The sequence below is a fragment of the Pseudomonas putida genome (genome assembly GCF_002906855.1).
GTDB classification, from domain to species: domain Bacteria; phylum Pseudomonadota; class Gammaproteobacteria; order Pseudomonadales; family Pseudomonadaceae; genus Aquipseudomonas; species Aquipseudomonas putida_N.
Genome location: NZ_MINI01000028.1, coordinates 1,350,171 through 1,370,601, shown reverse-complemented (window position 1 = coordinate 1,370,601; position 20,431 = coordinate 1,350,171). Strand labels below are relative to the sequence as shown.

Here is a 20,431-nt window from a genome sequence, read left to right as displayed (position 1 = left end):
ACTGCTGCAGGGGCCTTCAATTCGACCGCCCCCTGTTCGACGCGGGTCAATCCGCCAGCCAGCCCCACTCCCAGCGCTTCAGGTTTTCACCACGCAAGACATAGTCACGCATCACGGCAGCGTGCAACTCATCACCCATACGGTAGCTCGCTGCTGGATCGGCCAAGTGCGACCGAATGGCTTCGACCCATTCTTCAGTGCTATTGCTGTAAACGCGAGTGCAAGGCAGTGATCCCCGGTAAGCCTCGGTATCAGTGCAGATCACCGGGTAACCACACGCGCCATACTCCAGCAGACGCAGGTTGCTCTTGCAGTCGTTGAAAATATGGAATTCCAGCGGCGCCAAGGCTAGGTCGAGGTTCAAGCTCGCAAGCTTCGCCGGGTAGTCGGCCAAATTAACCAGCGGATGGAATTCATGTATGTACGGCCGTAACTCATCAGGGCACATGCCGAAGAACACCCAATGAACTTCATTCGCGAGCTGCCGAACAGTTTCGGCTATGATTTCCAGATCACCACTGTGGCTGGTGCCACCCCCCCACCCTACCCTTGGTTTCGGCCCAATCGCCCTTTTGCTCTGAAGGCCGCTCCAGACCTGCGCGTTGAGCATGTTTGGCACAACCCGGAAATCACTATGCATCGATGCCAAGGCATCGGCCAGCGCCTGGGTGGTAACCACGACCCGATCGCAGAGGCCGATGGCCCGGCGCAGATGCTTCTCTATGTCCGCCGGCTTGTTGCGGGCATGCTTGTTTTTTTTCGGTGCTTTCAGCACATAGTCGTCGATTTCATAGATGCGCCGCGCATCGGAATACTTGGCTAGGCGCTCGATGTCCCGAACGCCTTCTTCGTTATGCCGCAGTTGCACCACAATGATATCGGGGTTCATGCGTTCGAGCTGGATGGTCCCTGGCACCTCATAGGAAACGCGTCCGACAACACGCCCGGCAGCCTCAAGGTTATAGAAAGGCTCAATCACTCTGTATCCGCCTACAGCCGAAGCATTGACCGGCAAGGCAAGAACCGACGGAAGCGTCCGTGCACAGAAGGGATCCCAGCTGCCTTGCGAGCTAGGGTCGAGGCTGAAGTTTATGCGCCCAAGCCCGAGGTTGGGATTGTAGGCAGGATCGCGGACAATCAGTGATCGCCAACGCTCGAAGAATTCCGACTGCTGCGCAAGCGGCGCATTGGCATGCGGCTCAGCGCCGACAGCCCCGATAGCCCGCAGGCACGCGTGCGGCGTCCAGACGACCAGATACCCTTGAGTTCTGGAGCGTAAACACAGATCAACTTCGCCCAGGCCGCTGGAGAATTGCGCAACATCCAAACCGCCCAGAGATTCGAAAACAGACTTGCGCACCATCAGGCAATCACCCGCCACCGCCGTCCAGTTCTGAACAACCTGCAGCCGTTGCAGGTAGCCACGACTCTGGCCATCGTCGCCCGCACAAACCAGCCCCACTCCACCGCTGCCACCCAATACCAATCCAGCGTGCACAACTCGCTCATGAACGTCCAATACCTTGGCACCCACGATTGCCACTTCCGGACGCTGAGCATGATTGAGCATTTCACCCAACCACTGACCCTCGCAGACTTGCAGGCCTGCCGACAGCATCAGCAGGTATTCGCCCCGCGCGACAGCGAATGCCTCGTTGACCATAGACGCGACACCAGGATCGCCGGCAAGACGTAGCACTCGAAGCATCGCCCCACCGACCTCCTCCATCGCCTGAAGCCAGCTTTCCAAGTCTGGCTCCAGATCGCCAGACGCGACCAGAAGCAACTCGTAGCGAGGATAGGCTGTGAGCTCCATCACAGACATGACGCAGCGCTGAAGCACATCCAGGCACTGATTGCAGGGCACCACAAGCGTGACCAGAGGCTGATCGGCATGCTGGTAATCGATTCGGTTGAGCAGGGCCAACTCATCGTGGCGCACCCGATGATTGATACCCAGGCGATGAAGGTGCTCGCTGGCAACGCGTTCACTCTGCGCGATGACCGCATCCTTCGATAGCCACTGAGCAAACCCGAAACTGGAGTGCACCTGAATTTCCGCAACATGCTCCACGACCTGCGGGCCCTTGTTTTCAACCAGGCGCCAAAGCAGATCATGTGGGGCAAGATCGGCGAAACGGGCGTCCAGACCACCAGCCGCGATCATTTCGGCACGATCGAAGGCCAACGTGCGCCCCGTGTAGGGATAGCTGCGCATCAGATCGATGTTGAAGTCGGGTTTGAATATCGGCTCAATCGGCTCGCCATCGACCCATGAGTCTTCATCGCTGTATATACAGGCAAGTCCTGGCAACACGGCGATACGCTCTGCCAAAAGCAACAAGTTCGAATCTACAAGCCTGTCACCTGCCTGCAGAAGATAAACCCAGTCGCAATCGTCCAACGCCAAAACGACCTGATTGAGTTGTGTGACCCAGTCAACTGCCAGCTCATACCGAGTTACACCCGGCCATTCGGAGCACTCGGCACTGGACAGGACTACACAATGCTGCGCGCAGTAGTGCTGCACCTGAATGCTGCGCAAGGTATGGCCCAGTTCATCCACATTGCCATCGGGATCCAGCACCAGAACGCCGATCCTGGGCACGCTCGCACACGTCTCCAACGTGCGAGGAAGCAGCTGTATCTGGGCTGCACTAAGCTGACGCTCGGCGATCCATTCCCGATAGAGGTCCGCATAACTTTCACTGGCGCTTCCAATGCGACGTTCCATGGTGTTCTGCCAGTTGCCCACCACCAACACCAGATTGATTTCCTTCCACTCACTCGACCCTTCGGATACGCCAGCCAATTGCCTGTAGCGCACCCAGCCTTGTGCTGGCGCTGCCTCGCCCCCGCGTACCTTCAGCATTTGCCGCAGCCAACCCCATTCCAGACCGACCGTGGCCTGCACGGCTGGCTGCTTACTCAGGCGCTCGGCGTGCAAGCGCTCGATGAGCAATACATCACTGATCAGGACCAGATGCCCAGCCCGCATCAGACAGCAGAAAAGGGCCAGGTCCAGTATTGCCACAAATCCCAGATCACCCTGAGCCAACACGCCGAGCAAACTGAGTGCCTGGTCTCGTCGCATCAAAGCTGAAGACAAGTTGCCTAAAAAATTGGCTGGATGATCGTTGAGCACCGACAACACATCGCTGCCGTTGAATATGCAATCAGAATTGACGAAGCGCGCGTTAGCCAGACGCATGGGAAGCACATAGTTATTTTCGTCGGCAAACATGCGCTGAGCGAGCACCAAGCTGACATCCGAATGCTCTGCCAATATCTGAGCCTGACGTGCCACGCACAGCGGCATAAGTCGATCATCGTCGCAAAGGACCTTCACCCATTCGCCATCTGCTGCCTGCACGGCCTTTAGCACGTTACTAACAAAACCCAGGCAATGCGGGTTGCGAATATAACGCACCGACCTTCCGCTCTGCTCCTGCACCGACTGAACGATCCCTTCGATCTCGTCACCTTCGCTGTCGTCGCACACGATCACTTCGAGATTCTCGTAGGTTTGCCCCACTGCACTTTGCAGCGCCATGGCGAAGAAGCGAGGATTGAAAGCAGGTATGACAATACTGACGAGAGGTTGTGCGTTCACATTTGGGCCTTGGGGGGAGGTACCACGCCAGATCGGGCGCTCTGGCGTGGTAAGGCAGAAGAAGAGGTTGAAGCAGAAGGGAAGCTCAGATGTAGTTGACCAGCGACAACCCGGCAACCTTGGCGTATGCCTGCAACGAAGCTTGCAACATGTTGGTCTGCATCTGCAGACGCAGCATCACTTCAGCCGGGTCGCTTTCACGAATCGAGCTCTGTGTCTTGGCGTTCTCGGTACTCAGCGCCTCGTTGGTCTCCGACTGAACGTCCAACGCCTGGCCGCGACCACCAATGGCACTGACCGACGACGATACCTGATTGATCGCGCTGATGATGTTCCCCCCGGCCGAATCCAGCGCAGCCAGGAAGTTCTGCCGGGCGACCGGATCGTTGTCCTGCGGCGTGCTCAACGCTGTACGAAGCTTGCTGATGGTGTCCAGCGGGTTTTGGGTCTGATGGGTATCGACCTTGACCGCAAACGAATCACCCGCACTGGGCGCCCCCGACAGCTCGAAACTAACACCGGCCGCAGTCGCGGTAGTGCCATTCGCCCCGCCGAGTGCGCCAGACGCCACAGGACGGCTATTGGCAGTGACCGGCGTTGCGTACAGCTCGAACGTGCTGGCGCTGGTGAACTTGAGCACAGCACCACCTGAAGGGAATGCCGCCTGGTAGGCCGCCTGGTCGGTGATCGTCGCGCCTGTGACCTGCTCCGACGAGGTGTTGCCAGGGCTGCGGGTGCCCGACACTTCATCCGCCCTGGAGCTCAAGGTAAACGTATGCCCGGCAATCACAGCATCTTCATTGCCCTTGTCGCCATCCTTGAAGGTGATGTCCAGACGCAGCTCGACACCCCGGAAGCTGATCGTGCTGTTGTCAGAATTGGGATCGAACTTGCCACCCTGGCTGGCCTCGAGCGTCACATCATTGCCGCTGGCATCCAGGATCTTGTACTCGGTGCTGCTGGTGAATTCGATGCTGTACGGCTCCCCGCTGCGGAAGCGGTCGTTGTAGGTCGAACTGCCCGATACCTGGCCATTGGACAGGCTGACGCGACCATCGTCGACAGGGGGTGCCGTCATACTGGTCTGACTGCGGCTGGTATTAAGCGCCTGCTCGAACGCATCGTAGCCGGTTTCATTCGCGGCCAGGCTCAGCATGTCACCCACCTGCAGGTTCAACTTGCCCTGGTCGCCCTGATAACTGTATGTGCCATCGGCGTTACGCACATAGGGCTGAGTATCGCCCTTGGAGCCCGAGAACAGGTACTTGCCGTTCTCGTCCTTGCTGTTCATCAGCGAGAACAGCTGGTCTTCGAGCGACGCCAGCTCATCGGCGTTGGCCTTGCGATCGGAGTCGGTGAATGCACCGTTGCCAGAACTCACCGCCAGCTCATTGACCCGCTGCAAAATATTGCCGATAGAGTTCAAGGTGCTTTCGGCAGTGCCCAGCGCATTACGCACATTCACAGTATTGGTGCTGTACTGCCTCAGCATGTTCTGCTGCTGCTCCAGCTGCAACAACCGCGCCGCCCCTACCGGGTCATCCTTGGCCGAGCGCACACGAATGCCATCACTGGCCTCCTGCTGTGTCTGCACGGTCTTGGCAAAGTTGCTCTGATAGTTGGCGCTGTTGGTGTTATAGAACTGCGAAGTAGAGATGCGTACGCTCACGATCTACGGCTCCTTAAAGACTGTTGATCAGGGTGGCGAAGGTTTCCTGGGCCGCCTTGATGATCTGCGACGACGCGGTGTAGTACTGCTGGAACTTGATCAGGTTGCCGGTCTCTTCGTCGATCGAGACACCTGACACGCCGTTACGCGCATCCAGCGCCGAGGTGTGCAGGGCGGTGGTGGCGTCGCTGTCCATCTGCGCCTGGCCGGCCTTGCCGCCGACGTTGGACACAAGCTTGGCGTAGGCGTCGGTGAAGCTGATGCCCTTGCCGTCAGCACCCACCTCGACCGTGGACTTGGTCTGCAGGTCGATCACCGACTGGCTGTTGCGGTTGTCTGCCGAGCCCGCGCCGGTCAGCGCGACGGTGTAGCTGTCGCCATTCTTCGGCGCGCCTGAGACGCTCATCTCGAAGGTGAAACTGCTGCCCAGCGAGTTGCCGCTGCCATCGACCATCGGCACCGACAGTTGCAGCTTGTTCTCCTGGCCGGGGATGATCGTGCCACTGCCGATGTTGTTGCCCTTGGCGTCGTACATGGTGTACGCCTGTGGCGAGCTGCCGTCGTCACCGAACACCAGCTTGACCGGGGTCGAGTACTTCAGGCCGGTCTGCAGCTGCGAGCGCTGGGTGGCATCGTAGATGTCCATCTCGGAGGTCAGCGTCGGCTGGGTGATCACGCCAGTGCCTTTGTTGCCCGAACCGCTGGTGGCGGTCAGCGGCGCGGCCAGCGCCAGGCGCTTGGGGTCGGTCAGCACGGTGTCGATATTCGCTGCGGCATTGCGTGTCGGGGTGATCTTGAAGCTGTCACCGGCGCTCAGGGCACCACCGTTGAGCGACAGGGTGAAACCGTCGATCACTGGCGCAGGGTCGTCGTCGAGGCTGTAGGTACCCATGTCGGTGCCATCAGGCAGCTTGCGCACGGTGTACTGCTTGTCGCTGTTGAAGGTCACCTGGTAATCGCTGGTGGTCAGCTTGCCGGTGTCCTTGATAGTCACATCGAGGTTGCCGGAGCCTGCACTGTTGCCAGTCTTGGCGACACTGCGCTGGGCGATGGCCGCGGCGCTGTTGATATCGCCGAACAGGGTGGCACCGAAGTCACCGTTCTTGTCGATACCCTGGGCCAGCTGGCTGTTGATGGCATCGGCCACCACCAGGGCCACGCGGCCAAGCTCGTTGAGCGCCGGGTCGAGGGTTTCCTTGCGGTAGCGGATCAAGCCGCCCAGTTCACCACCGGTGGTGCTGTTGGTGATGTCCATCTTGGTCGAGCCGCGATTGAGGACCAGGCTCATGCGGGTCGGGTCGGTGGCGCTCGGCTCCACGCCGATGGTCTGGGTAGTGTTGCCCAGCACCAGGGCCTGGCCGTTCTTCAGGTAGATGTCGTAGTTGCCGTTCTTCTGCTCGACCACGTCGGCACCGATCAGCGACGACAACTCGCGCACCGCGCCATCGCGCTGGTCGAGCAGGTCGTTGGGCTGGCCGTTGACAGCGGTCATCTTGGAGATCTGGCCGTTGAGGTCGGCAATCGACTTGGTCAGCGCGTTGACCTTGTCGGCAATCGACGCCATGTTGGCGTTGATATCACTGTTCTGCTGGTTGAGCTGCGCCGACAGGGTATTGAAACGCTTGGCCAGGGACTGGGCGCTGGTCAGCAGCAGCTGGCGCGAGGCGTCCTCGGTCGGCTTGGCGGCAGCATCCTGCATGGCACTGAAGAAGCTCTGCAGCGCGGCAGTGATGCCGGTGTCGCTGCTCGACAGGGCAGTGTCCAGCGGGGTGATCTGATTCAGGTACGAGGTGGCGTCGCTATTCAGCGAGGTGGTGGTACGCAACTGGTTCTCGAGGAACGCGTTGTACACCCGGCGCACGTCAGCCAGGGTGGTACCGGAGCCGATGAACACCTGGCCGACCTGCTGGCCGCCCTTGGTCTTCTGCACGTTCTGCTGGCGCGAGTAGCTCTCGACATCGGCGTTGGCGATGTTGTTACCGAGGGTGTACATCCCCGACTGCGCGGCGCCAAGCCCCGACATGCCAATATTGATCAGACTCGCCATGGTTCCATACCCTTAAAGTTTCGTTGTGGTACCGAGCATTGCGTAGCTCTCGTACGACTTCATCTGTCTTGCGATCTGCGAGATCTTGCTGGCGTAGTTCGGGTCGGTGGCGTACCCGGCCTTTTGCAGTTCCCGCACGAATTGTTCTGGGTTATCGGCCGACTTCACCGCATCTTGATAGCGCGAATTGCTCTGCAGCAGGCTTACCAGGTCGTGGAAACTGTCCTGGTACGAATCGTAGGAACGGAACGCCGCCGTCTCCTTGACGAACTGGCCGTCGCGGAATTCGCTGGTGATCGCCCGCGCCGAATCGCCTTCCCAATTACTGCTGGCCTTGATGCCGAACAGGTTGTGGCTGCTGCTGCCGTCACTGTTGCGCATGACCGATTTGCCCCAGCCGGTTTCCAGGGCGGCCTGGGCCACCAGGTAACGCGGATCGACACCAATGCGCTTGGCGGCCTGCTCGGCCATCGGCAGCATGGTGGCGACGAATTCGTCGCTGTCGGCAAAGGCCTTCTTCGGCGCCAGCGGCGGCTGCGCCACCGCGCGGCCAGTGATGCGCAGGCCGTTGTCCGGGATGGCGATGGCCTTGGCCAGCTGTTGCCCGTCACGGGCCGGCACGGCGGCGGTATTGGTGGCCGCAGCCGGGCTGGTGGCCGAAGGCACGATGCCGGCCAGCAGGCGGTCAGTGAGCTTGCCCGGCAGCGCCAGGCGCCGCGAGTTGAGCGCGGCGACGTCGTTGCGCGTGGCCGTGGTTTGCGTCGCCTGCACCGGGTCGGCCACCTTGTTGCCCCACAGCGTCGGCGCGCTGCCATCGACACGCGGAAACGGGCTGGTGTTGACCGGGGTGCTCTTGTTCTTTGAGAGCTGGCGCACCAGCACGTCCTGCAGGCCGATACCGCCACCCTCGCGGGACATGCTCACGGCCAGCTGCTGGTCGTACATGTCGCGGTACTGCTTGACCGTCTCGCTGTTCATCGGGTTGTCATCGGCCAGCACGTCGCTGGCCTTGCGCGAGGCCTTGAGCATCTCGCTGATGAACAGCGACTCGAACTCCTGAGCCACCTTGCGCACGTTGGCGTCGCTGTCGCGGTCACCGTGCTTGAGCGAGCTCAGGCGGTTGAGGTCGGTATAGGCACCGCTGTCAGCGTGACTGGAGACCAGGCTTTTCGAATTCATCCGCTGCGTCCTCAGATCACGATCAGGTCGGCCTGCAAGGCGCCGGCCTGTTTCAGTGCTTCGAGGATGGCCATCAGGTCGCCGGGCGCCGCGCCCACCTGGTTCACCGCGCGGACGATCTCATCCAGCGTGGTGCCCGGGCCGAACTTGAACATCGGCTTGGCTTCCTGCTCGGCGTTGACCCGCGACCGCGGAACCACCGCCGTCTGGCCATTGGAGAACGGCCCCGGCTGGCTGACGATGGGGTCTTCGGTAATGGTCACGGTCAAGCTGCCGTGGGTCACCGCCGCTGGCGAGACCTTGACGTTCTGACCGATGACGATGGTACCGGTACGCGAGTTGATGATGACCTTGGCGACGGCCTGGCCCGGGTCGATCTCGAGGTTCTCGAGAATCGACAGGTAGTCGACCCGCTGGCTCGGGTCCATCGGCGCGGTGACCCGCACCGAGCCACCGTCCACGGCCTGGGCCACGCCAGGGCCGAGTAGATCATTGACCTTGTCGACGATGCGCTTGGCGGTGGTGAAGTCCGGGCGATTGAGGTTCAGTGTCAGGCTGTTGCCCTGGTTGAAGCCGCTCGGCACGGCACGCTCGACCGAGGCGCCGCCAGGAATACGGCCGGCCGACGGAACGTTGACGGTGATCTTCGAGCCGTCACGGCCTTCGGCATCGAAGCCGCCGACCACCAGGTTGCCCTGGGCGATGGCGTAGACGTTGCCGTCGATACCCTTGAGCGGGGTCATCAGCAGGCTGCCGCCGCGCAGGCTTTTCGAGTTGCCGATCGATGAAACGGTGATGTCCACCACCTGGCCCGGCTTGGCGAACGCCGGCAGGTCGGCATGCACCGAGACCGCGGCGACGTTCTTCAACTGCACGTTGCCGGAGCCTGGCGGCACCTTGATGCCGAACTGCGACAGCATGTTGTTGAAGGTCTGCAGGGTGAATGGCGTCTGGGTGGTCTGGTCACCCGTACCATTGAGCCCGACCACCAGGCCATAGCCGATCAACTGGTTGGAACGCACGCCGGAGATGCTGGCAATGTCCTTGAGGCGCTCGGCGTGGGCACCGAACGCGCAGGACAGGAGCAGGGTCGCGGCTATCAGCTGCCTAAGGTTGAACATGTTCATCCGTACTCAGAAGGGCCAAAGCGGGCTCATGAAGAAGCGGTCCAGCCAACCCGGCTGGCTGGCGTCGGCGAACGAGCCGGTGCCCGAATAGGTGATGCGCGCATCGGCCACGCGGGTGGACGGCACGGTGTTGTCGGTGGCGATGTCGTCAGCACGGATCAGGCCGGCGATACGCACCAGCTCTTCACCGGTGTTCAGGGTCATCCACTTTTCGCCGCGCACGGCGATGATGCCGTTGGGCAGCACTTCGGCCACGGTGACGGTGATAGAGCCGGTCAGGGTGTTGCCCTGGGTGGCCTTGCTGTCGCCCTTGGTGGTGCGGTCACCGCTGTAACCCGCTTCCAGCGACAGGTCGCCGCTGCCGAACGGGTTGTTGGTGTTGGGGGTGGAGCCGAACAGCGAGGTCAGGCCGATGTCGGCCTTGCTGTTCTTCTGGATCTGGGAACCTGCGTTCTTGCTTGCCGACGTGCGTTCGTTGAGGGTGATGGTGATGATGTCACCCACGCGGAACGCTTTGCGGTCGGTGTACAGGCCCTGCTCGAAACCAGCCTGGTAGATCGAACCGTTGTTGGCTGCCGCCGGAAGCGGGGTGCGCGGCAGAACCGGCGCGTAATACGGGTCGTTCGGCTTGGGCGTCGGCGCGACGCAACCTGCCAACACAACCGCCCCCCCCAGGGCGAACACAGACAACAGACGCTTCATGACACTTACCTCACGGTGTAACGGGAGTAGAACCTGCACTAGGGCTTTAGAGCTGTTGAGTCACGAACGACAGCATCTGGTCGGCGGTGGAGATGACCTTGGAGTTCATCTCATAGGCGCGCTGGGTGGTGATCATGTTCACCAGCTCTTCCACGGTGCTGACGTTGGAGTTTTCCAGGGTCTGCTGCAGGGTGGTGCCGAAGCCGTTCAGGCCTGGGGTACCGACCTGTGGCGCGCCACTGGCGGCGGTTTCCAGGAACAGGTTGTCACCGATCGCCTGCAGGCCGGCCGGGTTGATGAAGTCAGCGGTCTGCAGGTTGCCGATAACCTGTGCTGCCGGGTTGCCGGCGGTGGTGATCGACACGGTGCCGTCCTGGCCGACGGTGAAGGTCTGGGCGTCGTTCGGCACCACGATCGCCGGCTCCAGGGCAAAGCCTTGGGCGGTGACGATCTGGCCATCGGAGTTCAGGTGGAAGGTACCGTCACGGGTGTACGAGACCGTGCCGTCCGGCTGCAGCACCTGGAAGAAGCCACGGCCGTTGACCGCCATGTCCAGCGGGTTTTCGGTGGTCTGCAGGCTGCCGGTCTGGAAGTTCTTCTGGGTGCCGACAATACGCACACCGGTACCGACCTGCAGGCCCGACGGCAGCTCGCTGTCCTGGGTCGACTGCGCGCCTGGCTGACGCTTGATCTGGTACAGCAGATCGGCGAACTCGGCACGATCACGCTTGAAGCCGGTGGTCGAGACGTTGGCCAGGTTGTTGGAAATGACGGTCAGGTTGGTGTCCTGGGCGGACAGGCCGGTTTTAGCGACCCAAAGAGCCGGAAGCATCAGTATTCTCCTCGTGCGCCTGTTTTACGGCACCCGTTCAAAGTTGGTTAGCCGATTTGCAAAACACGCGCCATGGCTTCATCGCCTTCCTTGGCCGCGTTCATCATTTTCACGTGCAGCTCGAACTGGCGGGACAGCGCCAGCACCGAAGTCATTTCTTCCACGGCGTTGACGTTGCTGCCTTCGAGGAAGCCCGACACCACCCGCACATTGACGTCAGCGGGAGCCGGCTGGCCGTTCTGGGTGTGGATCAGCCCGTCCAGGCCCTTGGTCATGCTCTTGATGTCCGGGTTGACCAGCTTGATGCGGTCGACCTCGGCCATCACTCGCGGGTCTTCACCCATCGAGCGAATGCTGATGGTGCCGTCGGCACCGACTTCGACTTTCTGCTCTGGCGGAATGGCGATCGGGCCACCGTTGCCGATCACCGGCATGCCATTGCCGGCGCGCAGCACGCCGAGGGCGTCGATGTTCAGGCTGCCGGTGCGCACGTAGGCTTCGCTGCCATCCGGCGCCTGCACGGCGATGAAGCCCTGCCCGCTCACGGCCACGTCCAGCTCACGCCCGGTCTCGACCATCGGCCCTTCGCTGAAGTCGGTGGCCGGGCGTTCGGTCATGGCAAACGCCCGTGACGGAAAGCTGTCACCAAACACCGGCATCGAGCGCGCCTGTTCCAGGTCGCGCTGGAACCCGTTGGTGGAAACGTTCGCCAGGTTGTTGGCGTGGGCCTTCTGCGCCAGCGCGTTCTGGCTGGCGCCGGTCATGGCCACGTAAAGCATCTTGTCCACAGTCATCCTCCGCTGCACTGACGATCGTTTGCCGCTCGCCGTTGCTGTGCAGGCTCTAAAGCAAGTTCCGAACCAACTTTTCGAATTCATGAAAAAGCCCGTGAATACGGGCTTTTTCGGGGTTTCGCGATTGGGATGCCGCCGGTTATCCGGCGCCGGGTTGCCGATGGCGGCAATCCTGTACCGGCCTCATCAAGGCTCGCGGCAACCGCCATTGGTGAATGGACCAGCGAATTTCTTCCAGCCCTCACCCGGAGGCCATTGCGAGCACACCAGGCGGCCATCCACCTGGCTCTCCCAGCGCCACCAGGGCGCGGTGCCGGCGTGGGCCTGGTACAGGCAGAAAGCGGCAATCAACGTGACAACCAGCCTTTTCATCAACCCTCCTGCAAATGCGACTGACCCCTTTACAGGAAAGGGGTCAGTCCACGCATGCTCAGCCAGCAACCATCAGGTCATCTGAATGATGGTCTGCATGATGGTGCTTTCGGTAGAGATGGTCTTGGCGTTCGCCTGGTAGTTGCTCTGCGCCTTGATCAGCTCGACCAGCTCTTGCGTCAGGTTGACGTTGGAGTTTTCCAGCGAGTTGGACTCGACGCTGCCCAGGGTACCGGTCTTCGGCGTATCGATACCCGGAATGCCCGAGGAGTAGGTCTCGGTCCAGCGGGTGCCACCGATCTGCTGCAGGCCTTGATCGTTGGCGAAGCTGGCCAGGGCTACCTGGCCAATGGCACGCGACTGCTGGTTGCTGAAGCTGGCGAACATCACGCCAGTGGAGTCGATGCTCAGGCTCGACAGGATGCCGGTGGCATAACCGTCCTGGGACTGCGACATGCGCGCGGTCTCAGTGTTGTACGAGGTGGTGCTGTTCATCGACAGCTTCATGCCGTCGGTGTTCTCCGCCGAACCGTTGGAGGCCCAGTTGCCTGCAGCGTCCTTGGCGGCCGGGACCCAGCCCTTGAGGGTGAAGGTATTGTTGGTCACCGCCCATTCGGCGTTGGCCGGAGCACCCGGCGGAATGCTGGCCGGGTCGGTAGCCATGGACGCCACGCTACCGTCGGTATTGAAGGTCATGGTCGCTTGCAGCGGCGCCGTGGAAGTCGGGTCCATCGGGTTGCGACCATCTACCAGGGTGTACATCGTCCACTGGTTGGTGTCGGTCTTGCGGTAGAACTGCTCCATGGTGTGCTCGTTACCCTGACTGTCGTAGACCTTGGTCGGGAACGACTTGGTATACGTGGTATCGTCTGTCGGGTCGAACACGATGTCACCGGCAACCGGCGGCGTCGACGGCAGCGGGATCGACGCGGCCGAGGAGTTCAGGTTGATGCCCTGGTCGATCAGGCTGGTGGCCTTTGGCTGCAGCGCCGAGGTGTCGATCTGCAGATCGGTCAGCACACCTTTCTTGATGTTGCCGCTGCTGTCGGCAGCATAGCCCTGCAGGCGCAGGCCATCGGAGGTGACGACATAGTTGTCCTTGCTGGTCTGGAAGGCACCGGCACGGGTGTAGACCATCGAGCCGTTGTCGGACAGCACGAAGTAACCCTGACCCTGGATCCCCATGTCCAGCACGTTGCCGGTGTTGTTCACGTCACCCTGGGTGAACTGCTGGGAAACTGCGGCCAGGCGCACACCGTTGCCGACCTGGTTCTTGCCCACGCCCAGGCGGTTGGCGCCGGCGTAGACGTCGGCGAACTCGGCGCGCGACGACTTGAAACCGGTGGTGTTGACGTTGGCAATGTTGTTGCCGGTAACGTCCAGCTGCTTGTTGGCTGCGTACAGACCGCTAAGGCCGATATTGAAAGACATGCTGTTGCTCCTTGTGCCGTTCTGGCCTTAGATACCGATGGTTTGTACGTCGGACAGGGAAACCTTGCCGACCCCGGCGAGGTTGAGCACCATCTCGCCCGTGGTGTTGAAGCTGACGCTGGTGACCTTGGCCGGCAGCAGGGTGTTCATCTGCACCGACTTGCCATCCACGGTGGTGCTGGCAGTGAAGGTGTAGGTGCCTGGGTCGACCTTGGCACCGCTCGAGTTGGTGCCATCCCAGATGAAGTCGGCATAGCCGGCTTTCTGCTCGCCCACCTCGATGGTCTTGACGGTGTTGCCGTCCTTGTCCTTGACGGAGATCTTCGCCCCGTCGATGGCCTGCGGCACGACGAACTGGCCATTGAAGCTGTCGGCGGTGTCGACCACAGCCTTGTCGTTCTGCACGATCACCGAGCGGCCGACCAGCGACGACGCCTGCAGCGCCTGGGACGAGGCCATGGCACTGGTAATGTTGGTGACCGACTCATTCAGCGAGGTGATGCCCTCAAGGCTGCTGAACTGCGCCAACTGGGCCACGAACTCGCCGTTGTCCTGCGGGTCGAGTGGGTTCTGGTGCTGCATCTGGGTAACCAGCAGCTGCAGGAACGCATCTTTGCCCAGCGAGCTGTTGCCGGTCTGGGACGCGGTATCGGTGGTGGTCTTCTTGGTAGTGCCAGTGCTGACACCGGACGCCGCGAGGACGTCGTTGAGATTGACACCGGTAGTGGAGGTATCGATGGCCATGGTCCGGCTTCCTTATCACTGACCCAGGGTCAGAACTTTCTGCATCATGTTCTTGGCGGTGTTCATCAGCTCGGCGTTGGTCTGGAACGCACGGCTGGCGGAGATCATGTCAGCCATCTCCTCGACCACGTTGACGTTCGGGTAGTAGACGTAGCCGTCCTTGTTCGCCGCCGGGTGATTCGGCTCGTAGCGCGCCTCCAGATTGCTCTGGTCTTCGACGATGCCCTTGACCTGCACGCCCTGCCCCGCCTCGCCCTGGTCCTCGAACAGCGACTGGCTGACACCGCTCTGCGCGTTCTGAAAGGTGGTGGCGAACACCGGGTGGCGCGCACGGTAGGTCTGGTCGATGCTCGACGACACGGTTTCGGCGTTGGCGATGTTCGAGGCAACGGTGTTGAGGCGGGTGTTCTGCGCGCTCATGCCGCTGCCGGCAATGTTGAAAACACTGGAAAGGGACATGAATTACTCTCCGCGCAGGGCCGAAACCAGCCCTTTGAATTTACTGTTGAGCAAGGTGAAGCTGGCCTGGAAGCCGATGGCGTTTTCCGTGTAGTTCGATTGCTCGATCTGGGCGTCCACGGTGTTCTGGTCGATCGACGGCTGGGTGGGCACGCGGTACTGCAGCGAGTCGTCAGCCATCGCCAGGCCTTCGGCCTCGATGTGGCGGCTATTGGTACGGTCCATGGCGAAGCGGCCGCTTTGCTGCTTCTGGCTCTCGGCGGCGAGCACCGAAGAGAAGTCCATGTCACGCGCCTTGTAGTTGGGCGTGTCGGCGTTGGCGATGTTGTTGGCCAGCACTTCGGCGCGCTGGGCGCGGAAGCCCAGTGCCTTTTCGTGAATGCCAAGCGCCTTGTCGAAACTGATGCTCATGTCGGGAAAACCTTCGAAGGTTGGCCGGAATATCGTTGAGCAAGGTATAGCAAGGGCTGTGCCACATTCTCGAAACCCCGGAAATGCTGGGGCGTAGCACCGAAGGCTGATGGCGCGATGCCAGAAAAGCGGCAAAGTGCTTCCGCCTGGCGAAGCGAAAGCGGCAATTGCAGGGTGGCAGAAGCGGCAAAACAAAAAATTGACGTCAGTATTTTCCTGACCTTGCCCTTTCTTGCCGGGAGATTGGGTGAGGGCTGCCAGGTGCTTGTCTCGTGTTCTGAGTTGATGCACAGATCGAGCGCCGCCCGCGCGGCGCATCGCGAGCTTTGCTCGCTCCTACGTTTGTTTCGGGACAGTAATGCCTGTGACGGGCGCGCGCGACCGCCTTGTTGGTACGACGCGATATCGCGTCATGCGCCAAGGCTACGCGCGCAAATCCCACAGAAATAATTGGCCCGAAACAAACGTAGGAGCGAGCAAAGCTCGCGATGCGCTGCGCGGGCGGCGCTCGATCTCACCGACGTTAAAAAATGCTGTGGCGAGCGCTCAAAAAAAGGCCGGCAACTTTCGCTGCCGGCCCTATTCGGTCACTTGGCCTGGTAGATGATCCCCGGGCTGCACTGGACCATCTGATAGTGGTCCGGCAACCCGTTCAACGCCTCCGAGGCACCGAGGAACAGGTAGCCCCCGGGCTTCAGGGTGCTGTGGATACGCAGCAGGATGTCCTTCTTCACCTGTGCCGAGAAGTAGATCAGCACATTGCGGCAGAACACGATGTCGAACTTGCCCAGGCTCGCATAGCTGTCGAGCAGGTTGAACGACCGGAACTCGACACGGCTGCGGATGGCCGGCTTGACCGCCCAGCGCCCCGGCGCCTTGGTGTCGAAATAACGCTGCAGGCGCTCCTGGGACAGGCCACGGGCAATCGCCAGGCTGTCGTACTCACCGGTCTTGCAATTGGTCAGCATCGAGCCGGACAGGTCGGTGGCAACGATCTGCGCGCCCATCTTCAACTGGCCCAGGTTGCTGCGCTCGAACTCATCGATGGCCATCGAGATCGAGTACGGCTCCTGGCCCGACGAACAGGCTGCCGACCACATGCGCAGGCGCTGCCCGGGGTTGTTCCTGATGAATTCGGGAATAACCTTGTTCTTCAGCACTTCGAACGGATAGGTATCGCGAAACCACAGGGTCTCGTTGGTGGTCATCGCATCCACCACCTGTTCGCGCAGGCCGCCCCGCGGCTGGGTCTGGATGCGCTGCACCAGCTCGCCCAGGCTCTTGATGCCCTGCTGTTCCATCAGCTTGTTGAGACGGCTGGAAACCAGGTACTGCTTATTCTCGCCCAGCAGGATGCCACAGGCTTTTTCCAGGAAGACCCTGAACTGTTCGAACTCCAAATTACCCGTAGACACTACTGCCGCCTCTTTTCAATCACTGGTGCCGGGAGCATGCCCCCGGCTGCTTCAATGCGCTGCCTTGATCCGGTCGACCACGCGCTGGGCCAGGTCGTCCGGCTTGAACTTGGCCAGGAAGTCATCGGCCCCGACCTTCTTGACCATCGCCTGGTTGAACACTCCGGACAACGAAGTATGCAGGCAGATGTGCAATTTTTGCATACGCGGGTCGCTGCGGATCTCTGCGGTAAGCGTATAGCCGTCCATTTCCGGCATTTCAATGTCGGAAATCATCATCAGGAACTCTTCCTCCGGCTTCTTGCCCTCGTCGACCAGCTTGCGCAGGTAGTCCAGGGCCTGTCGGCCATCGTTGAGCGCCACAACGTCCACACCTACCGTCTGCAGGCAGCGGCTGACCTGCTTGCGCGCTACCGACGAATCGTCGACAGTCAGCACCCGCAGCAGCGTGGCCTTGTCCTGCACCTCGGCATCGACCACGCCGGCAGACACCGACTCGGACGACGGCGCCACTTCGGCCAGCACCTTCTCCACGTCGATGATCTCGACCATACGGTTGTCGACCCGGGTGACGGCGGTCAGGTAGTGGTCGCGACCCGTGCCCTTGGGTGGCGGATGAATCTCTTCCCAGTTCATGTTGACGATGCGCTCGACCGAGTGCACCAGAAAGCCCTGAGTCTTGGTGTTGTACTCGGTGATGATCACGAAACTGTTACGCGTTTCTTCCTGCAACCCCGGCAGCCCGGTCGCCATCGACAGGTCGAGGATCGGGATGGTCGCCCCGCGAATGTTGGCCACGCCTCGCACCACCGGGTGCGACTTGGGCAGCACGGTCAGCTCCGGGCACTGCAGCACTTCGCGAACCTTGAACACGTTGATGCCGTAAAGCTGCGCCCCGTTGAGACGGAACAGCAGCAACTCCAGGCGATTCTGCCCAACCAGCTGCGTGCGCTGGTTGACTGAATCCATTACCCCCGCCATGCCTGACTCCTTATGCGATCTGCCTTTTTGGTGCCACGTAGTCACCAAGTCGGCACGGGCTTTGCTTTTTTGAGCGCCATGTACACGAAAACGACAAATTTCCGACGACTGACGCACCTGCTGAGCGGCACGCTCGCCGTGCTGTGCCTGCTGGCACCCGGCGTTCGCACGCTGGCGGACGCGGTTACCTTGCCTGAACAGCTTATCGGTGTCACCCAAGGGTTTCTTGAATTCAGTGTCGAGGACTACCTGGCCACCACCCAGACCCCTGGGCGCTACGAAATCCAGGTCAACCCGCTCGACCCACGCCTGCGCATGCCGCTGTGCAGCCAGCAGCTGGACGCCTCGCTGGAGAGCCCGGCGCAGCCGCTGGGCCGGGTGACCGTACGGGTGCGCTGTGACGGTAGCGCACCGTGGACCATCTTCGTGCCGGCAACGGTGAAGCTGTTCCGCGACGTGGTGGTGGTGACCCGCCCGCTCAAGCGCGACAACGTCGTTGGCGAAAATGACGTGGCCCTGCGCGAGCGCGACGTCGGTACGCTGACCCAGGGCTTCCTTACCGACCTCGACCAGGCGGTGGGCATGAAGATGGTGCGACCGACGGTGCTGGACCAGGTGCTCACGGCACAGCACCTGGAGCAAGCCGAGGTGGTGCGCAAGGGCGACCATGTGGTGATCACCGCACGCAGCGGCCCCTTGAGCGTGCGCATGCCGGGCGAAGCCTTGACCAAGGGCGGCCAAGGCGAGCAGATCCGCGTGCGCAACCTCAATTCGCAGCGAGTGGTCAAGGCCCGGGTCACTGGCCCCGGTCAGGTTGAGGTCGCCATGTAGATTGCGCTGGCGGTGTGCAACTGCTTTTCCTAAACTGTGCCAGAAACGGGTTCGCGAGCTTGCTGACAGGCGGCTAAGCATTTGTGCCTAAAGTTTCTTTCGGGTTGGCCGAAAACAAGGCAAGCGTCCAAATACCCAGAGGTTTCTGATCATGGTCATCGACTTCAGTCGTTTGAATAACTCTCCGTCCATCACGGGCGGCGTTCGTGGCAACGCCACGTCCGGCAACGCCGAAAAAACCGGCGAAACCCAAGAAGTGCCAAAAAGCGCCAGCGCCAGCGGAGAAGCGGTACACCTCAGCCAAGAGGCCCAGCAGTTGCAAAAGGTCAGCGACAAGCTGCGCGACCAGCCCGTCGTCAACAGTGCCCGCGTGGCGCAGTTGAAACAGGCGATCGCAGACGGCAGCTACCAGGTCGATGCCGGCCGTGTCGCCAGCAAACTGCTCGATTTCGAAGCCCAGCGCTGACCGTTCGTCGCGCTGACTTCACGGACGCTATGTAAAGCCAAGAGTTAGCCATGCACGACATCACTTTGCTGCAACTGATCGAAGACGACATCGCACCGACCCAGGAACTGCTCGACCTGCTCCAGCAGGAGTCAGTAGCCCTGCACGGTCGCGACATGGCGCCGCTGGAGGGTATTCTGGCCCGCAAGCAGTCGCTGATCGTCCTGCTCGAGCAGCAAGGCATGCGCCGCAACAACCTGCTCACCAGCCTTGGCCTGAGCGCCAACCGCGCCGGGGTGCAGGCATTGGCGGCTCAGTCGGACAACGGCGAGCTGATCCTGCAGCAGCTCGATGTGCTGACCCAGTTGATGGATGCCTGCCAGAAGGTCAACGAGACCAATGGCCGGATCATCCAGGTGCAGCAACACGTCACGGCCAACCAGATCAGAATCCTTCAGGGTGGCGAAGCACCGTCGCTCTACGACAGCCGTGGCGCCACTTCACCACTTGCCAAGCCCCGGGCGCTCAGCCAAGTGTGATTACTTCTATCAAGGCACAGAACATACTGGCAAAATGCCGTTACTTGCGTGTGTCGTTTTTGCCTGGAGATTGAAAACCCGTGTTCAATGAAGCCGATGCCCCGCAACCGCCGAAGGTGCTGAACACGCCCTTGGAGATCGCGGCCAACCTGCGCCAGCTACAAGAGAGCCATGATCCGCTGATCATCACCTTCCATGAGCGCAGCCAGCGGTTCCAGAGCTACGTGGTACACGTGGACCGTGACAGCAATACCCTGGCGCTGGACGAAATGATCCCGCGCGATGGCGAAAAATTCATCGAGAACGGCGAACCGTTCCGCGTCGAAGGCTTCCACGACGGCGTGCGCATCGCCTGGGAATGCAATCAGGAACTGAAGATCAGCGAAGTCGACGGCCACCGCTGCTACCGTGGCGCGATGCCGGAAGAGATGACCTACCACCAGCGTCGCAACGCCTTCCGCGCCGCGCTGAAGCTTTCGCAACTGGTCGACATCATTCTCGACGGCAGCTTCCTCAAGGGTAACGGTGCCCTGCGCGGAAAATTGCTGGACATCTCTGCCACCGGCTGCAAGCTGCGCTTCGAAGGTAACGTCGAGGACTGCCTGCAACTGGGCCAGGTGTACGAGCGCTTCAAGGCCAGCAACCCGCTGGGCCTGGTGGACACCATGGTCGAGCTGCGCCACCTGCATTATGAAGAGCGGATCAACACCACCTTCGCTGGTGTGCGCTTCCATAACCTCAATGGCCAGGCACAACGCAAGATCGAAAGTTTTGTCTACCAGCTGCAGCGTGAAGCACGGCGGTTCGACAAGGACGACTACTGAGTCGCCTGCCAATACA

19 protein-coding genes are annotated in these 20,431 nt (G+C 61.1%); 4 read left to right on the top strand and 15 right to left on the bottom strand.

Annotated features, from left to right (window positions below; genetic code table 11):
- Positions 1 to 46: 46 nt before the first annotated feature.
- The 15 genes from BGP85_RS06740 to BGP85_RS06670 all read right to left on the bottom strand — a co-directional run bounded on the left by BGP85_RS06740 (position 47) and on the right by BGP85_RS06670 (position 17,776).
- Entirely contained in the window at positions 47 to 3,613 is a 3,567-nt protein-coding gene (locus BGP85_RS06740) for a glycosyltransferase (protein WP_103446473.1), read from the bottom strand.
- Positions 3,614 to 3,698: 85 nt separating this feature from the next.
- Positions 3,699 to 5,282, bottom strand: coding sequence for a flagellar hook-associated protein 3 (locus BGP85_RS06735; RefSeq protein WP_103446472.1), 1,584 nt, complete (start codon positions 5,280 to 5,282; stop codon positions 3,699 to 3,701).
- A 13-nt stretch (positions 5,283 to 5,295) separates the two neighbouring features.
- The gene (gene flgK / locus BGP85_RS06730) at positions 5,296 to 7,329 is read right to left on the bottom strand and encodes a flagellar hook-associated protein FlgK (RefSeq protein WP_103446471.1); all 2,034 of its coding nucleotides are present in this window, start codon (positions 7,327 to 7,329) and stop codon (positions 5,296 to 5,298) included.
- Positions 7,330 to 7,341: 12 nt separating this feature from the next.
- Positions 7,342 to 8,508: a flagellar assembly peptidoglycan hydrolase FlgJ gene (gene flgJ, locus BGP85_RS06725; RefSeq protein ID WP_103446470.1), complete on the bottom strand. Its 1,167-nt coding sequence runs from the start codon at positions 8,506 to 8,508 to the stop codon at positions 7,342 to 7,344.
- 11 nt (positions 8,509 to 8,519) lie between these two features.
- Positions 8,520 to 9,629, bottom strand: a complete 1,110-nt coding sequence (locus BGP85_RS06720; protein WP_103448217.1) for a flagellar basal body P-ring protein FlgI — start codon at positions 9,627 to 9,629, stop codon at positions 8,520 to 8,522.
- 12 nt (positions 9,630 to 9,641) lie between these two features.
- On the bottom strand, positions 9,642 to 10,337 hold the full coding sequence (gene flgH / locus BGP85_RS06715) for a flagellar basal body L-ring protein FlgH (RefSeq protein WP_103446469.1): 696 nt from the start codon (positions 10,335 to 10,337) through the stop codon (positions 9,642 to 9,644).
- A gap of 46 nt (positions 10,338 to 10,383) precedes the next feature.
- A complete protein-coding gene (gene flgG, locus BGP85_RS06710) occupies positions 10,384 to 11,169 on the bottom strand; it encodes a flagellar basal-body rod protein FlgG (protein WP_027921148.1) in 786 nt (261 codons plus the stop codon).
- Positions 11,170 to 11,216: 47 nt separating this feature from the next.
- Positions 11,217 to 11,957 (bottom strand): flagellar basal-body rod protein FlgF, encoded by a 741-nt coding sequence (flgF, locus tag BGP85_RS06705; protein WP_103448216.1) that lies wholly within the window; start codon positions 11,955 to 11,957, stop codon positions 11,217 to 11,219.
- Positions 11,958 to 12,149: 192 nt separating this feature from the next.
- Positions 12,150 to 12,335 carry a hypothetical protein gene (locus tag BGP85_RS06700; RefSeq protein WP_103446468.1) on the bottom strand — a complete coding sequence of 62 codons (186 nt, stop codon included), beginning with the start codon at positions 12,333 to 12,335 and terminating at the stop codon, positions 12,150 to 12,152.
- Between the two features lie 72 nt (positions 12,336 to 12,407).
- The gene (gene flgE, locus BGP85_RS06695) at positions 12,408 to 13,766 is read right to left on the bottom strand and encodes a flagellar hook protein FlgE (RefSeq protein ID WP_103446467.1); all 1,359 of its coding nucleotides are present in this window, start codon (positions 13,764 to 13,766) and stop codon (positions 12,408 to 12,410) included.
- 27 nt (positions 13,767 to 13,793) lie between these two features.
- A complete protein-coding gene (flgD, locus tag BGP85_RS06690; RefSeq protein WP_103446466.1) occupies positions 13,794 to 14,510 on the bottom strand; it encodes a flagellar hook assembly protein FlgD in 717 nt (238 codons plus the stop codon).
- Between the two features lie 15 nt (positions 14,511 to 14,525).
- Entirely contained in the window at positions 14,526 to 14,969 is a 444-nt protein-coding gene (gene flgC, locus BGP85_RS06685) for a flagellar basal body rod protein FlgC (protein ID WP_027921143.1), read from the bottom strand.
- A 3-nt stretch (positions 14,970 to 14,972) separates the two neighbouring features.
- Positions 14,973 to 15,380 (bottom strand): flagellar basal body rod protein FlgB, encoded by a 408-nt coding sequence (flgB, locus tag BGP85_RS06680; protein ID WP_103446465.1) that lies wholly within the window; start codon positions 15,378 to 15,380, stop codon positions 14,973 to 14,975.
- A gap of 587 nt (positions 15,381 to 15,967) precedes the next feature.
- Complete coding sequence (cheR, locus tag BGP85_RS06675; protein WP_103446464.1) at positions 15,968 to 16,795, bottom strand: protein-glutamate O-methyltransferase CheR; 828 nt, start codon at positions 16,793 to 16,795, stop codon at positions 15,968 to 15,970.
- A gap of 51 nt (positions 16,796 to 16,846) precedes the next feature.
- Positions 16,847 to 17,776 (bottom strand): chemotaxis protein CheV, encoded by a 930-nt coding sequence (locus tag BGP85_RS06670; RefSeq protein WP_103446463.1) that lies wholly within the window; start codon positions 17,774 to 17,776, stop codon positions 16,847 to 16,849.
- A 78-nt stretch (positions 17,777 to 17,854) separates the two neighbouring features.
- Here BGP85_RS06670 and flgA point away from each other — a divergent pair, with 78 nt between their 5' ends.
- From flgA to BGP85_RS06650, 4 genes are all read left to right on the top strand, one after another.
- The gene (flgA, locus tag BGP85_RS06665) at positions 17,855 to 18,607 is read left to right on the top strand and encodes a flagellar basal body P-ring formation chaperone FlgA (protein WP_103446462.1); all 753 of its coding nucleotides are present in this window, start codon (positions 17,855 to 17,857) and stop codon (positions 18,605 to 18,607) included.
- 151 nt (positions 18,608 to 18,758) lie between these two features.
- Positions 18,759 to 19,073, top strand: a complete 315-nt coding sequence (gene flgM, locus BGP85_RS06660) for a flagellar biosynthesis anti-sigma factor FlgM (RefSeq protein ID WP_103446461.1) — start codon at positions 18,759 to 18,761, stop codon at positions 19,071 to 19,073.
- A gap of 50 nt (positions 19,074 to 19,123) precedes the next feature.
- The gene (locus BGP85_RS06655) at positions 19,124 to 19,591 is read left to right on the top strand and encodes a flagella synthesis protein FlgN (RefSeq protein ID WP_060508334.1); all 468 of its coding nucleotides are present in this window, start codon (positions 19,124 to 19,126) and stop codon (positions 19,589 to 19,591) included.
- Positions 19,592 to 19,671: 80 nt separating this feature from the next.
- A complete protein-coding gene (locus BGP85_RS06650; RefSeq protein ID WP_103446460.1) occupies positions 19,672 to 20,415 on the top strand; it encodes a flagellar brake protein in 744 nt (247 codons plus the stop codon).
- Positions 20,416 to 20,431 lie beyond the last annotated feature (16 nt).

What these genes read in the sequence shown, in the direction of transcription:
- flgK (WP_103446471.1), bottom strand. Translation starts at nt 7,329, where the DNA reads ATGGCGAGTCTGATCAATATTGGCATGTCGGGGCTTGGCGCCGCGCAG.
- flgJ (WP_103446470.1), bottom strand. Translation starts at nt 8,508, where the DNA reads ATGAATTCGAAAAGCCTGGTCTCCAGTCACGCTGACAGCGGTGCCTAT.
- BGP85_RS06720 (WP_103448217.1), bottom strand. Translation starts at nt 9,629, where the DNA reads ATGTTCAACCTTAGGCAGCTGATAGCCGCGACCCTGCTCCTGTCCTGC.
- flgH (WP_103446469.1), bottom strand. Translation starts at nt 10,337, where the DNA reads ATGAAGCGTCTGTTGTCTGTGTTCGCCCTGGGGGGGGCGGTTGTGTTG.
- flgG (WP_027921148.1), bottom strand. Translation starts at nt 11,169, where the DNA reads ATGCTTCCGGCTCTTTGGGTCGCTAAAACCGGCCTGTCCGCCCAGGAC.
- BGP85_RS06700 (WP_103446468.1), bottom strand. Translation starts at nt 12,335, where the DNA reads ATGAAAAGGCTGGTTGTCACGTTGATTGCCGCTTTCTGCCTGTACCAG.
- flgE (WP_103446467.1), bottom strand. Translation starts at nt 13,766, where the DNA reads ATGTCTTTCAATATCGGCCTTAGCGGTCTGTACGCAGCCAACAAGCAG.
- flgD (WP_103446466.1), bottom strand. Translation starts at nt 14,510, where the DNA reads ATGGCCATCGATACCTCCACTACCGGTGTCAATCTCAACGACGTCCTC.
- flgC (WP_027921143.1), bottom strand. Translation starts at nt 14,969, where the DNA reads ATGTCCCTTTCCAGTGTTTTCAACATTGCCGGCAGCGGCATGAGCGCG.
- flgB (WP_103446465.1), bottom strand. Translation starts at nt 15,380, where the DNA reads ATGAGCATCAGTTTCGACAAGGCGCTTGGCATTCACGAAAAGGCACTG.
- BGP85_RS06670 (WP_103446463.1), bottom strand. Translation starts at nt 17,776, where the DNA reads ATGGCGGGGGTAATGGATTCAGTCAACCAGCGCACGCAGCTGGTTGGG.
- flgA (WP_103446462.1), top strand. Translation starts at nt 17,855, where the DNA reads ATGTACACGAAAACGACAAATTTCCGACGACTGACGCACCTGCTGAGC.
- flgM (WP_103446461.1), top strand. Translation starts at nt 18,759, where the DNA reads ATGGTCATCGACTTCAGTCGTTTGAATAACTCTCCGTCCATCACGGGC.
- BGP85_RS06655 (WP_060508334.1), top strand. Translation starts at nt 19,124, where the DNA reads ATGCACGACATCACTTTGCTGCAACTGATCGAAGACGACATCGCACCG.